Origin of the sequence: Curtobacterium sp. MCLR17_055 (assembly GCF_003234305.1) — a bacterium.
Lineage (GTDB): Bacteria > Actinomycetota > Actinomycetes > Actinomycetales > Microbacteriaceae > Curtobacterium > Curtobacterium flaccumfaciens.
Genome location: NZ_QKSX01000003.1, coordinates 1 through 12,910 on the forward strand (window position 1 = coordinate 1; position 12,910 = coordinate 12,910).

Genomic DNA, 12,910 nt, shown 5'->3' on the forward strand with positions numbered 1-12,910 from the left:
GCTCTGCTCCGGGGATTCAGGGGAATGGCGACGCTCGGCCGACCCCCCTCCGGTCGAGCGTCGCCATTCCCCTGAATCCCCGGAGCAGAGCCCATGAGCCAGACCGCAGCGATCCCGCTCAGCGGCATGCTCGACCGCCCGGTCCTCCGCGGCCGTCAGGTCACCCGCTCCGAGACGGTCCTCGCCTGGTCGGTCGCCGCGATCGCCGCACTGCTCCTCACCGCCGCCGTCCTGTTCCTCTCCGCCGGCGGCCGCTGGTTCGTCGTCGAGACCCCCTCGATGGGCGAAGCCGCCCCGGTCGGCACCCTCGTGCTCGACCTGCCGGTGGACGTCGCCACGCTCAGCGTCGGCGACATCGTCTCGTTCGAGACCTCCGCCAACCCGGACGTCGTCTACACCCACCGCATCGTCTCGATCGACGCGGACGGCGGGATCCACACCCGCGGTGACGTCAACGGCGCGACCGACCCGTGGACGCTCACCCAGGCCGACGTCATCGGCACCCCCGCGCTCCTGGTCCCGCGCATCGGCTGGCTGCTCCGCGCCGCCCCGATCCTGCTCATCGGCACGCTGATCATCCTGACCCTGACCAGCGCGTTCACCGACCGGGTGACCCGCACGTGCCTGCGGATCGCGGGCAGCGCCCTCACCGTCTCGTACGCGGCGTTCGTGTTCAAGCCGTTCGTCAACGTGACGACGATCACGAACACCTCGAGCCCGACCGGCGTCGAGGCCACCGTGATCTCGTCGGGGATCTTCCCGGTCCGTGTCGACGCCCACGGCGGCAACAGCGTCCACCTGGTCGACGGCGAGATGGGCAAGGTCGTCATCCACGAGTTGACGAAGAACGGGCACTACCAGCTCATGTCGAACATCGACCTCGACCCCCTGGGTTGGGTCGCCCTGATCGCCGTGTGCCTCGTGCCGCTCGTGGCGTGCCTGGCGGTCGGCCGCGTCGAAGCGGTGCGTCCCTCGTGATCCTCCGCCGCCTGCGCGACGGTCGCGTCGTCGCCGTCCTCCTCGTGGTCGCCCTGGCCGTCGTCGTCCTGCTGAACCAGTTCGCCCCGACCCGCTCGGCGTACACCGCCCGCGTGACCAACAGTGCGAACACGGCCGCGACCGCCCCGTACTTCACCTGCACGGGCGCCGTCGGCGCGGACACCGCGAACGCCCTGTTCGCCTACCGCCTGACCGAGGCATCGGGTTCGCGGACGGCCACCGACTGGTCCGGTCGCGGCGCGAACGGCACCTACCAGGGCACCATGACCGCGACCACGCCGAGCCCGAACGCCTGCCCCCGCGACAGCGGGAGCGCGTACGCGCTCAACGGCTCGACGAGCTACGTCTCCACCCCGCGCTCGTACGCCAACCCCACGACCTTCAGCGAGGAGGTCTGGTTCCGCACCACGGTCGCCGGCGGCATGCTCATCGGCTTCGGCAGCAGCCAGACCGGAGCGTCGAGCCAGCACGACCGGAAGCTCTACCTGACCACCAGCGGCCAGCTCGCGTTCGGCACGTACAACGGCGCCACGCAGGTCCTCACCTCGCCGAAGGCCTACACCGACGGCGCCTGGCACCACACCGTCGCCACGATGTCGCCCACCAACGGGATGCGCCTGTACGTCGACGGCACGCTCGTCACGTCGAACGCGGCTTTCAAGAGCCCCGAGAACTTCACCGGGTACTTCCGCGTCGGCTACGACGTCGTCAGCGGGTGGCCGGGTGCCACGAACAACCCGTACTTCACCGGGTCGATGCGGTACGCCGCCGTCTACGGCACCGAACTGACGGCCAGCCAGGTGGCCGCGCACGCGGCCGCCGGTTCCTGACGCACTGACTGCCGGACTGGAGGCTCGTGGCGGGCACGGCCACGAGCCTCCAGTCCGTCCCCTGGTCACGTCGAGAACGTGGGCCGGGTTGGCGGACCGGGCCCACCAACCCGCGGATTCGGGGAGACGAATCCCGCTGATCAGGCCTTTTCGTGCCCCAGACCGTGCCAGGATCGTCAGGTCCTGAGACGTCGGAGTCTCCATCCGACCGTCTCGAAAGGCGCCACCCCCATGTCGTTCTGGGCCCTCTTCCTCATCGCGCTCGGCGTCTCCGCAGACGCCTTCGCCGTCGCCCTCGGCAAGGGCCTGCACATGAAGCGCTTCGACGTGCGGCACGCGATCGTGATCGCGCTGACGTTCGGGGTGTTCCAGGCGGTGATGCCGTTGCTCGGCTGGCTGCTCGGGTCGGCGTTCGCGCAGTACATCGCGGCCTTCGACCACTGGGTCGCGTTCGGGCTGCTCGCGCTGATCGGCGGGAAGATGCTGTGGGAGGCGTTCTCGAAGCACGAGGACACCGAGCAGGACACCGACCGGCTGCCGGTCCGCGAGCTCCTCGTACTGGCGGTCGCGACCAGCATCGACGCCCTGGCGGTGGGCGTCACCCTGGCGTTCCTGCCCGTCTCGATCGGGGGCGCGGTGCTGCTCATCGGGATCACCACCGCGGTGCTGTCGTTCGTCGGGGTCCTGGTCGGTCGCCGTGTCGGTGCCCGCTTCGGCAAGCCGGCGGAGATCGCGGGTGGTGTCGTCCTGATCCTGATCGGTCTGAACATCGTGCTGGAGCACACCGGCGTCATCGGCTGAGGCCACGCTCGGAACCGACACCGGACAGACGGGAGGCCCGTGGCGAGCTGCCACGGGCCTCCCGTCTGGTGCTGGTGGGCGTCAGTAACTGCCCATGCTGCCCGCCGGAGCGTTCGCGACGACAGCGATCAGGAAGATGATCCAGATGATGCCGAACACGAGCGACAGGGCGCTGATGATGATGCCGGCGAGGGCCAGGCCGCGGCCGCGCTCCCCGGTCTTCTTGATCTGCGAGAGCGCGATGATCGACACCACGAGGCCGGCGATGTTCACCACGAAGGCCAGGACGAACCCCACGATCGCCATGACGTTGAAGCGGTCGGACGACGGCTGCATCGGAGCGCCGTAGGGCTGCCCGCCGGCGGCGTAGGGGTTCGGGTTCTGCTGGTTGTACTGGGGCGTGCCGTCACTCATGGCGCCGCGTCCTCTCTGGTCAGGGGATGTCTACACAGGAAACGTACAGGACCAGCGAGCCGCACGCTTCGTGGCCTGGGATGATTGTCGGTGCCCCGTCCCCCGACGGGCGTTCCCGGACCCGGAGGAGCAGTCGTGCAGGTGACCCAGCCGTCCGGACGACGCGAGCGGAACAAGCAGGTCAAGCTCGAGCGCATCGTCGCTGCGGCGAAGGAGTTGTTCGCCGAGCAGGGTGTGGACGAGGTCACCACGCAGCAGATCGCCGAACGTGCCGACATCGGTGCCGGCACGCTCTTCCTGTACGTCAAGAACAAGGGCGAACTGCTGCTGCTCGTGCAGAACGAGCACTACCGCGAGGCCCTCGAGCTGGGCCGACGGGCCGCAGCCGACGCACGAACGCTCGTCGACGCCGTGGTCGCCCTGGTCGAACCGGTGGTCGCGTGCAACCGGGTGCAGGTGGAGAACGGACGCACCTACCTGCGGGAGATGGCGTTCGGTGACCCGGGCGAACCGAACCACGCCGAGGCCCTGACGATCGCGGGCGAGACCGAGCGCACGGTGGCGGGACTCATCGCGGAGCACGGCGGTCTCGACGAGGACCGGGCGGCGACCCTGGCGCACGTCGTCTCCGCGGTCTTGTTCGTGACGATGGTGTCCAGCGCCGACCCGGGCACGAGCGTCGCCGAGGTGGTCGCGACGATCCGCGCACAGGCCGGGGCGGTCCTGCCGAGCTGATCGGTGCAGTGCGCGTCGGGGTCAGCGCCGCAGGAACTCCGCCGCGACCGGAGCGAACTGCTCCCAGTACTGGAACACCCCGCCGTGGCCGGAGTTCGGGTAGATGACCAGCTCCGAGCCGGCGATGCGGCGGTGCAGGTCCTCGGACAGGACCGACGGCACCATCCGGTCGTGATCGCCGTTGGCGATGAGTGTGGGCTGCGTGATCACGGACAGGTCCGACGGTGTCGAGCGGCCGAAGCGCTTGATGGCCTGCAGCTGGGTCCCGAACGCCCGCAGGCCGATGGGTGCGTCACGGTCGACGTTGCGTTCCTGCAACCGCTCGAGGAACGCCTTGGCAGCGCGCTTGCCGACGGCGTCGCGGTTGAAGAACAGGAACTCCTTCGGGTCCGACCGGGTGAGCGTCGCACGGAGGACGTCGAAGTACGTGGTGGTGACGACCTTGTCCATGTCCTTCCCGCCGCGGGGTCCGGTGCCGGTGAGCACGAGCTTCCGGACGAGACCGGGGTGCGCGACGACGAGGTCCTGCGCGATCATCCCGCCCATCGAGAACGCGAACACGTCGACCTGGTCGTACCCGAGGGCGGTGATGAAGGCGTGCGCGTCGTCGGCGGCTGCTTCGATCGTCCGCGGCACCGTGCCCGACGAGGCGCCGACACCCTGCTGGTCGAAGGTGATCACGTGCCGGTGCGCGGCGATCGCGTCCACGATGCGCGGGTCCCAGTTGTCCAGGGTCGCGGCGAGGTGCACGAAGAACACGACGGGGACGTCCTCGACCGGGCCGAGCTCGCGGTAGGCGAAGGTGATCCCGCCGGCGGTGATGGTCTTCGCGGGTGCCAGTGCGTAGGAGGTGACGGGTGCTGCTGCGTCGTGCATGGTCGTGGTCCGTTCGTCAGGTGGTGCGTGGAGGGGAAGGTGCTCAGGCGCCGGTGACGACGGTCTTGCCGCGCACCCGGCTCGTGGTGATCGACTCGAGTGCCTGCGGGGTCTCGTCGAAGGGGAACGTGGCACCGACGACCGGCCGGATGACGTCGTCGCGGACCAGGTCGGCGATCCGGCGGAGCTGCTGCCCGTCGGCGCGCATGAACAGGAACTCGTAGGTCACCCCGAGCCGCTTCGCCCGGCGGCGGATCTTCCGGCTGATGGCGGCGATGACCAGGCGGAGGACGGGGTTCAGCCCGGCCGCCCGCGCGAAGGCGGGGTCGGGGGCGCCGCTGATGCTGATCGCCTTGCCACCCGGTCGCAGCACGGTGAGGGACCGCTCGAGGTTCTCGCCGCCGAGGCTGTCGAGGACGAGGTCGTACCCGGAGAGCTCCTGGGCGAAGTCCTGCGTGCGGTGGTCGATGACGACGTCCGCGCCGAGCTCCCGGACGAAGTCGCCGTTGGCAGCCGACGCGGTCGTGGCGACGTGTGCACCGAGGTGCTTGGCGAGCTGGATCGCGATCGTGCCGACGCCGCCCGAGCCCGCGTGGATCAGGACCTTCTGCCCGGCCTGCACGTCCCCGCGCTCGACCAGGGCCTGCCACGCGGTCAGGGCGACGAGCGGGAGCGACGCGGCCTCGACCGGACTCGTGTTCGCGGGGGCGTGTGCGACGTCGGCCTCGTCGATGGCGATGCGCTCGGCGAAGGTGCCGATGCGGTGGTCACGCGGTCGCGAGAAGACCTCGTCGCCGACGGCGAACCGGCGGACCGCGGCACCGACGGCGATGACCGTGCCGGCGACGTCGTGCCCGAGGGTCAGCGGGGTCTTGTACGGCAGGATCAGCTTGAACTCGCCGAGCCGGAGCTTCTCGTCGAGCTGGTTGAGCCCGGCGGCAGCGACCGCGACGAGCACGTCGTGGTCGCCGACCACCGGCTCGGCGACGTCGGCTCCGTGGAGGGGTTGCTTGTAGTCGTCGAAGATGAACGCGCGCATGGGTCTGGTGCTCCTGTGGTGGTGAGGGTCTGGGGGTACGGGGGGCTACTGGCCGAGCAGGTCGCGGACCGCGTCGACGACGGCCGTCCGGTCCTGGGAGACGACGCCGTGCCCGGCATCGGGGACGATCCGCACCGAGGCGTGCGGGAACCGCTCGCGCAGGACGTCGACGTTGGCGACCGAGACCATCCGGTCGGAGTCGCCGTGCACGAGCACCGCGGGCCCGGTGAACCCGGACGGCGTCGGCACGAGGGGCCGATCGCCCCACCGGCGGACCGCGCGGAGTTGTGCGCGGAACACCGCCGGGCTGATCGCACGGTCTCGGTCGGCACGCGGACGGGTGAGGCGTGCCCGGTAGTCGGCAGCGGCACGGCGCCCGACAGGTGTCCTGGTGAAGAACAGCAGGGTCGTGGGATCCGTGGCGGTGACGAGCCCCCGCAGGATCGTGCGGACGACGACACCGGTCATGCGTGCGAGACCGGGCCCGCCAGCCGGTCCCGACCCGGCCAGCACGAGGTGCTCCACGAGGCCGGGTGCGCGCTCGACGATCTCCTGCGCGACCATCCCGCCCATCGACAACCCGAACAGGTCGATCCGGTCGAGACCGAGCGCCCGGATCGCTGCGAGGGCATCGGTGGCCATCTCCTCGATCGAGTCGCGGGCACGTCCTCCGGCGCCACCGACTCCGCGGTAGCCGAGCAGGACCACGCCGCCGTGCTCGGCCAGCGGCTGGACGAGCTCGGGGTCGAAGCTGTCGAGGTTGGCGGCGAGGTGCGTCAGGACGACGAGCGGGATGCCCGCGGTGGTGCTGCCGAGTGTGCGGGCCAGGACGGTCCCGCCCGGGACGGCGATCGCGCGGGTCGTCGTCGACATGGTGCGCTCGGTGTGCGGTTCGTCCTCCATCGCCGTCCTCGTCTCGTGTGGTGCGCCTCGGCTTGTCCGAGTATGCTCAATAATGATCACACTCAGTAATGTTGTCAAGGAGCGCGATGGAATCCACCCTCGGTCGGCGGGAACGCGGACGGCAGGACAAGACCCGGCGCATCCTCGACGCCGCACGCACCCTGTTCCTGGAGCGGGGCGTCAGCGGGGTCACCACACAGCAGATCGCCGACCGGGCGGACGTCGCCGTCGGCACCCTGTTCCGGTACGCGGCGACCAAGGCCGAGCTGCTGATCATGGTGCAGAACGAGCGGTTCGCAGCGGCGATCGACGACGGTCTCGTGGCGGTCGCGGCCGCCCCCGACGATGCCGATGCCGTACCGGTCGTGCTCGCGCTGCTCGGACCGGTGGTGCACTGTGTCCGGGAGCACCCCGAGAACGGTCGGACCTACCTGCACGAGCTGGTGTTCGGCGACCCGGCGGAACCGAACCGGCACCGCGGACTCGCCCTGGCCCAGCGTCTCGAGGACGGGGTGGCCGCGGTGCTCGAGCGGCACGCCCGGGTCACGACCGTCGACGCCCCGGTGCTCGCCCGGGTGGTCACCGCCGTGCTGCACATCGGGCTGACCGCCACCGTCCACCAGGCGCTGACGACCGAGGAGCTGCTGCAGGACCTCAGCGCCCAGACCACCGTGGTCCTCGGGCCCGCGCTGCGAACGAGTGGGCGTGCAGCACGGTGAGCACTGCGCTCGGGGGTGAGTCCGGTGAGTCCGGTGGGCCCGGAGCCGCCCGGTTCAGGACCGTTCTGCGACGAGCTGGACCAGCGCGGCGACCACCTCGTCCGGCGTCGTCTGCCACATCTGCGGTGACAAGTGTCCACTCGCGTCCATGCTGGCGATCCCGTGCGCACTCGTGAGCAGCATCGCGCCGTAGAGGTGTGCTCGCTCGGTGCCGACCACGTCACCCACGATGGCCAGGAACTCGGCCTGGGCCCGCGCTGCAGCGGCGATGGCTTCGTCCGGGTCGTTGGCCGGCAGGGTGAACATCATCCGGTAGACCTCCGGCTCGTCCTTCGCCACCGTCATCAGGGCCTCGAGTGCCGCCCGGAGGACGGCCTCGGACGACCGGTGTCCCCCCGCCCCGATCTGTGCGAGCTCCTCGGCGATGCGGTCCCAGCTCTCGGCGCCGACCGCGGCGAGCAGGCTCTCCTTGTCCGCGAAGTGCCGGTACGCGGCACCACGGGACACCTGGGCTCGGTTCCCCACTTCGCGGAGGGTGACACGCTGCGGCCCGCCCTCGTCGAGCAGCGACCTGGCGGCGTCGAGGAGCGAACGGCGCGTGATCGCAGCGGATTCTGCTCGGCTGACCATCCCACGATCATACAGTTGACAATGTCATCCGAAGTGCTACGTTACCCAGATGACAACGTCAACTGAAACTGGTTCGCTCTTCGTCGTGACCGGAGCCTCGACCGGCATGGGTGCAGCGACCGTCCGTGCGCTCGCTGCCCGGGGCCACCGTGTGCTCGCCGGTGTCCGACGGCCCGAGGACGGCCACGCCCTGCAGTCCGCGACCGTGCGCCCCGTCATCCTCGACATCACCGACCCCGCGCAGATCGCGGAACTCGCCGCCGTGGTCGACGCGGACGGTCACCCGCTGGCAGCCGTGGTCAACAACGCGGGCATCGCGGTGAACGCGCCGGTCGAGGTGCTCCCCATGGACGAGTGGCGGCGCCAGTTCGACGTGAACTTCTTCGGCCACATCGCCGTGACGCAGGCCCTGCTGCCCGCGCTGCTCCGGAGCCGTGGTCGTGTCGTCATGATGAGCTCCCTCGGCGGTCGCTTGGCCCAGCCGACCTACGGCGCGTACTCCGGGTCGAAGTTCGCACTCGAGGCCGTCAGCGACGCACTCCGCCGAGAGCTCGCGGCAGACGGTGTCGGAGTCGTGATCGTGGAACCCGGAGCAGTCAAGACCGAGATGGTGGGGCGCGGTGGCACGACCGCGCGGCGCCTGGCCGACGCAATGACACCGGACCAGCAGCGTCGGTACGGCGGGCTGATCCACGCGATCCTCGCCCAGTCGGACACCTTCCTGCGCGACGGGGTCACCGCTGCCGTCGCGGCGGAGACCATCGTGACTGCTGCGACCCACCCGCGCCCGAAGACCCGGTACACGATCGGGCGTGACGCGGCGCTCCTCACCCGACTGGCCCGGATCCTCCCGGACCGTGCCCTCGACCGCGTGCTCGCCCGCGCACTCCGCCCGCTGTTGCCGTCCGCCCGCTGATCATCGTCCTCCCCACTCGACAGGAAGCAGACCCCATGCCCTCTCTCAACGACGCCGTCGTCCTGGTCACCGGAGCGAACGGCGGGATCGGCACCGAACTCGTCCGTGTCGCGCTCGAACGCGGCGCCGCCAAGGTCTACGCGACCGCACGCACACCCCGAGACTGGGACGACCCACGCATCGTGCCGCTGCGGCTCGACGTCACGGATCGTTCCTCGATCACGGCCGCCGTCGCCGCAGCCCAGGACGTCACCGTCGTGATCAACAACGCGGGCGTCCTCCCGCCGACGGCGAGCATGCTCGACCTGGACGAGCGGGACCTGCGGCAGGTGATGGAGAGCAACTTCTTCGCACCGGTCCAGGTCGCACAGGCGTTCGCACCGCTCCTGGTCGCGGCCCGCGGCACAGCACTCGTCACCATCCACTCCGTCGCCAGCTGGCTGGCGTACGGCGGCTCCTACAGTGCGTCGAAAGCGGCACTCTGGGCTGCCACCAACGCCTTCCGACTCGAACTCGCGCCGGCTGGGGTGCTCGTGACGGGCGTGCACGTCGGGTACGTGGACACGCGGATGGCTGCGCACACCGACGCCGCGAAGACGTCCCCGGCAGCCGTCGCGGAGATGGTGCTGGACGGCGTCGAGCAGGACGAGTACGAGGTCATCGCAGACGACCTGAGCGCGCACGTGAAAGCGAACCTGGGGGCACCGATCGGGGTGCTCTACCCCGAGCTCGCCCACGAGACGCCCTGACCGACGGCCCGGCAGGGCGAGCCCGTCAGATGTCGAGCACCCCGTCCACGGCGTCCGACCGGTCAGCGATGTGCCCGGTGGCGATCTCCTCCTCCAGGTGCACCGTGACGTAGGTCCAGTCCTCCACGTGCCCGGCATCGTCGAACACCCGGTAGCGCCGACGGAGCCGCAGGTACGGCACGGCGCGGTGCTCGAACGACACCACGACCTCGGTCGCCGGCCACTCGCCCTCGACGGTGACCTCGACGGCTCGGTAGTCGCTCGCCGACCGCCGGGGTTCGGGGTGGTCGCGGGTCCACAGGATGCCGGGCTGGTCGAGCGCCTCGAACACGCCCACGAGGTCCGCGACCGCGCGCTCCCGTGCGGCAGCGTCCAGGTCGTGCAACGGCCAGTGCGCGCCCTCGACGTCGGTCAGGTCGAAGCGCTCCGTCCACGGTGCGAGGGCTGCTTCCAGACGTTCCTGTTCGTCCTCCCACGACGTCTCGTCCTCGTCGCTCGCGGGGCGGGACGGCAGGTCATCGGTGGTGACGGCGCTGGGTAGGCCGGCAGCGACGTCGAGGTCGACCTCCCGAGCGTCGTAGTGGTAGGTCAACCCGCCCGTCGGATCGGGCGTGCGCCGGGGTCCGGTGGGCATGTACCGGATGGTGAGGACCGAGCGGGTACGGCGGACGTCCTCGACCAGGTGGTCGACGGCGATCGTCGTCCGGCTGCCGTCGGTCCGGACGAGCACGAGTTCGGTCGGCGGGGTCGGCAGGGGCGGCGCGGGGTCAGCCGGTGGTCCCGACCGGCGAGGGAAGTCGTCCTCGTCGTCGGCGTCGGATCCGGCACTCCAGAAGTAGCGGGGGCGGACGTCGTCATCGTCGTCGTCCAGCAGCTCGGGGTCGTCGTCCTCCGGCTCCTCGCCGGCCGCCAGCGTCGCCGCCCACTCTTCCGGCGACGGCCAGAACGGCTCCGACGGCGCCCACGGCAGGGTCTCCGGGTCGACGCCGTCGAGCGGGTCGTCCGAGTCCTCGTCGTTCTCGACCGCCTCGTCGTCCTCCGGATCCTCGAGGCCCTCGTCCTCGTCCTCACCCATCCACATCGACGCGTCACGCGGGTCGCCGATCCAGAGCCCCTCGACGTCCGCCCCGAGCACGCGTCGATCACCGAGGTCGACCGTGCACGTCACCCCGGTCGGCGTGACGTGCACGGCGGTCCGGGACATCTCGTCGAGGTCGTCGCCCACCTCCTCGCGCGATCCGTAGACGACCCAGGCACCTGTCGCGGTCCCGAGGACCCCGACCTCGTCGACCGCACCGTCCGGCAACGGGGCGTCCGGCCACGTCACCCACCGCACGTCGTCGCCCGTGACGACCGCCGCGACCGGTCGTGTGGCGTCCGGCACGATCGTCGCGTCACCGACGCCGACGGCGTCGATGGGCTCGAGGAAGCTGCTCATGCAGCGACCGTACCGCGGCCCTGTGGCCGGCCCGTGAACAGCCGGGAGGCCCGTGGCGGGCCCGCACCGCGCCTCCCGTCCGCCCGTTCCCGGTCCACCTGCCGGACCCGCCGCAGCGGTCGGGCGCATGATGGGCGGATGGCACGCATCCTCGTCACCGGATCCACCGACGGCCTCGGGCGGGGAACCGCCGACTCGCTGCTCCGCAGCGGACACGACGTCGTCGTCCACGCGCGCAACCGGGCCCGCGCCGAGGCGGTCGCCGACCTCGTGGAGCGCGGCGCCGAACTCGTCGTCGCCGACCTGGCGGACCGCGACGCCGTGATCGCCACCGCCCGGGAACTCGATGCCGGCACCCCGCTCGACGCCGTCGTGCACAACGCCGGGGTGATCTCCGGCCGTTCCCTGGTGCCCGTCAACGTCGTGGCGCCCTACCTGTTCACCGCGTTGCTGCGCGCGCCGGGGCGGCACGTGTACCTGAGCAGCGGGATGCACCGGGGCGGCCGCCCGCGCCTGGACACCGTCGACTGGACCGGCGCTTCCGAGACGAACTCGTACTCCGACACGAAGCTGTTCGTCACGGCGCTCGCCGCCGAGGTGCCGCTCCGACGCCCGGGCGTGCTGAGCAACGCCGTCGACCCGGGCTGGGTGGCGACCAAGATGGGCGGGGCCGGCGCTCCCGACGACTTCGAGCTGGGACACCGCACGCAGGAGACGCTCGCGACCGACCCGGACCAAACCGTGACAGGTGGTTACTGGTTCCACGGGGATCGGCAGGAACCGCACCCGGCGGTCGCCGACCAGCGGTTCCGCACCGAACTGCTCGACGCGCTCGCGACGGCCACCGGCGTCACGCTCTGAGTCGCGCGCACCGCCGTCAGGAGCGGCGGAGCGTCTCGCTCGGGTACTCGCCGTGCCGGTCGGCGTACGCGGCGGAGAACCGGCCCGCGTGGGCGAAGCCCCAGTAGCGGGCGACGTCGGCGACATTCGTGGTGGCCGCGTCGGACGCCAGCAGTTCGGTCCGGATGCGGTCGAGCCGCACCGAGCGGATGTAGGCGTTCGGCGACATGCCGAGCAGCCGCTGGAAGGCGGCCTGCAGGGCGCGGAGGCTGAGGTGCGCCATCCGGGCCAGGTCGGTGCTGGTGATCGGCAGGTGCGCGTGCTCGTGGACGTACTCGACGACCTGCCGGATCCGACGGTGCTGCGGCAGCAGGAGTTCGGGCGGCAGGTCGGCGGTGGCGCGGGGGTAGAGCTCGAGCAGGGACACCGCGGCCAGCCGGCCCATCTCGGCCTGCAGCAGCGGGGACGCCTGTCGGTCCAGGGTCGTCGCGGAGATGAGCTGGACCGTCTGTCGCCACTGCCGGATCGCCGCGTCGTCGATCCGGGCGGTGTGGTCGAAGCGGCGGAGCGACAGGCCACGCTCGGCGGCGACCCCCTCGACGGCGGCGCGGTTCACCTGGACGAGCCGCTGGTCGTAGTCCTCGAAGCGGAACGGGAACGCCTCGTTCGGCCACATCTGCGGGCGTCCCGGCACCAGGTGGATGGCGGTGCCGCCGTCACCCAGGACGCCGAGCCCGCGGGTGATCCACTGCACGACGAAGTCGTCACCGGCGGGCATCTCGCCCGTCAGGCGTCCACCGAAGTGCACGGCGCGGAGTGTCATCGTGCCGTCGCCGGCTGCCGTGTACCGGTAGTCGAACCCGTCACCCGTGGTGTCGGCGTGCCACTCGATGCCGTCGTACGCGGTCGCGAGGGTCTGCTTCGCGGCTGCGAGGTCCGTGCCCTGCTCGTCGACCCGGATACGCGCGGGCTGCTCGGTGTCGTCGTTCATGTCGCTCGAGCAGTAGTTTCACACCCCGGT

At 70.9% G+C, this 12,910-nt stretch carries 15 protein-coding genes; 8 read left to right on the top strand and 7 right to left on the bottom strand.

Translation table 11 applies throughout. The features are described from left to right. Positions 1-93: 93 nt before the first annotated feature. From DEJ09_RS03280 to DEJ09_RS03290, 3 genes are all read left to right on the top strand, one after another. Positions 94-978 (top strand): S26 family signal peptidase, encoded by an 885-nt coding sequence (locus DEJ09_RS03280; protein WP_111087636.1) that lies wholly within the window; start codon positions 94-96, stop codon positions 976-978. Beyond that, a complete protein-coding gene (locus DEJ09_RS03285) occupies positions 975-1,829 on the top strand; it encodes a LamG domain-containing protein (protein WP_111087637.1) in 855 nt (284 codons plus the stop codon). The genes DEJ09_RS03280 and DEJ09_RS03285 overlap by 4 nt, the downstream gene beginning before the upstream one ends. Positions 1,830-2,060: 231 nt before the next feature. Further along, the gene (locus DEJ09_RS03290; RefSeq protein ID WP_027466883.1) at positions 2,061-2,630 is read left to right on the top strand and encodes a manganese efflux pump MntP family protein; all 570 of its coding nucleotides are present in this window, start codon (positions 2,061-2,063) and stop codon (positions 2,628-2,630) included. A gap of 81 nt (positions 2,631-2,711) precedes the next feature. On the opposite strand, the gene DEJ09_RS03295 is transcribed toward DEJ09_RS03290, so the two are convergent. Then, entirely contained in the window at positions 2,712-3,044 is a 333-nt protein-coding gene (locus DEJ09_RS03295) for a DUF4190 domain-containing protein (protein WP_111087638.1), read from the bottom strand. Between the two features lie 135 nt (positions 3,045-3,179). Here DEJ09_RS03295 and DEJ09_RS03300 point away from each other — a divergent pair, with 135 nt between their 5' ends. After that, a complete protein-coding gene (locus DEJ09_RS03300) occupies positions 3,180-3,779 on the top strand; it encodes a TetR/AcrR family transcriptional regulator (protein ID WP_111087639.1) in 600 nt (199 codons plus the stop codon). 21 nt (positions 3,780-3,800) lie between these two features. Here the strand turns inward: DEJ09_RS03300 and DEJ09_RS03305 are convergent, their stop codons facing one another. Genes DEJ09_RS03305 through DEJ09_RS03315 form a run of 3 tightly spaced genes read right to left on the bottom strand, consistent with a single transcriptional unit; the run spans position 3,801 to position 6,597 of the window. Beyond that, positions 3,801-4,655, bottom strand: a complete 855-nt coding sequence (locus DEJ09_RS03305) for an alpha/beta fold hydrolase (protein WP_111087640.1) — start codon at positions 4,653-4,655, stop codon at positions 3,801-3,803. A 43-nt stretch (positions 4,656-4,698) separates the two neighbouring features. Continuing rightward, entirely contained in the window at positions 4,699-5,694 is a 996-nt protein-coding gene (locus DEJ09_RS03310; protein ID WP_111087641.1) for an NADP-dependent oxidoreductase, read from the bottom strand. 45 nt (positions 5,695-5,739) lie between these two features. After that, positions 5,740-6,597 (bottom strand): alpha/beta fold hydrolase, encoded by an 858-nt coding sequence (locus DEJ09_RS03315; protein ID WP_111087642.1) that lies wholly within the window; start codon positions 6,595-6,597, stop codon positions 5,740-5,742. 86 nt (positions 6,598-6,683) lie between these two features. Here DEJ09_RS03315 and DEJ09_RS03320 point away from each other — a divergent pair, with 86 nt between their 5' ends. Further along, a complete protein-coding gene (locus tag DEJ09_RS03320) occupies positions 6,684-7,316 on the top strand; it encodes a TetR/AcrR family transcriptional regulator (protein ID WP_111087643.1) in 633 nt (210 codons plus the stop codon). Positions 7,317-7,370: 54 nt separating this feature from the next. On the opposite strand, the gene DEJ09_RS03325 is transcribed toward DEJ09_RS03320, so the two are convergent. Continuing rightward, entirely contained in the window at positions 7,371-7,946 is a 576-nt protein-coding gene (locus DEJ09_RS03325) for a TetR/AcrR family transcriptional regulator (protein WP_111028855.1), read from the bottom strand. Between the two features lie 49 nt (positions 7,947-7,995). On the opposite strand from DEJ09_RS03325, the gene DEJ09_RS03330 reads away from it, so the two are divergent. Next, entirely contained in the window at positions 7,996-8,862 is an 867-nt protein-coding gene (locus DEJ09_RS03330) for an SDR family oxidoreductase (RefSeq protein ID WP_181433254.1), read from the top strand. Between the two features lie 35 nt (positions 8,863-8,897). Then, a complete protein-coding gene (locus DEJ09_RS03335; protein WP_111087645.1) occupies positions 8,898-9,611 on the top strand; it encodes an SDR family oxidoreductase in 714 nt (237 codons plus the stop codon). Positions 9,612-9,636: 25 nt separating this feature from the next. On the opposite strand, the gene DEJ09_RS03340 is transcribed toward DEJ09_RS03335, so the two are convergent. Then, positions 9,637-11,049 (bottom strand): hypothetical protein, encoded by a 1,413-nt coding sequence (locus DEJ09_RS03340; protein ID WP_111087646.1) that lies wholly within the window; start codon positions 11,047-11,049, stop codon positions 9,637-9,639. Positions 11,050-11,187: 138 nt separating this feature from the next. Between DEJ09_RS03340 and DEJ09_RS03345 the strand changes: the two genes are divergently transcribed. Next, the gene (locus DEJ09_RS03345; RefSeq protein WP_111087647.1) at positions 11,188-11,910 is read left to right on the top strand and encodes an SDR family NAD(P)-dependent oxidoreductase; all 723 of its coding nucleotides are present in this window, start codon (positions 11,188-11,190) and stop codon (positions 11,908-11,910) included. 16 nt (positions 11,911-11,926) lie between these two features. Here the strand turns inward: DEJ09_RS03345 and DEJ09_RS03350 are convergent, their stop codons facing one another. Beyond that, on the bottom strand, positions 11,927-12,880 hold the full coding sequence (locus DEJ09_RS03350) for an AraC family transcriptional regulator (RefSeq protein ID WP_111087648.1): 954 nt from the start codon (positions 12,878-12,880) through the stop codon (positions 11,927-11,929). Between the last annotated feature and the right edge of the window lie 30 nt (positions 12,881-12,910).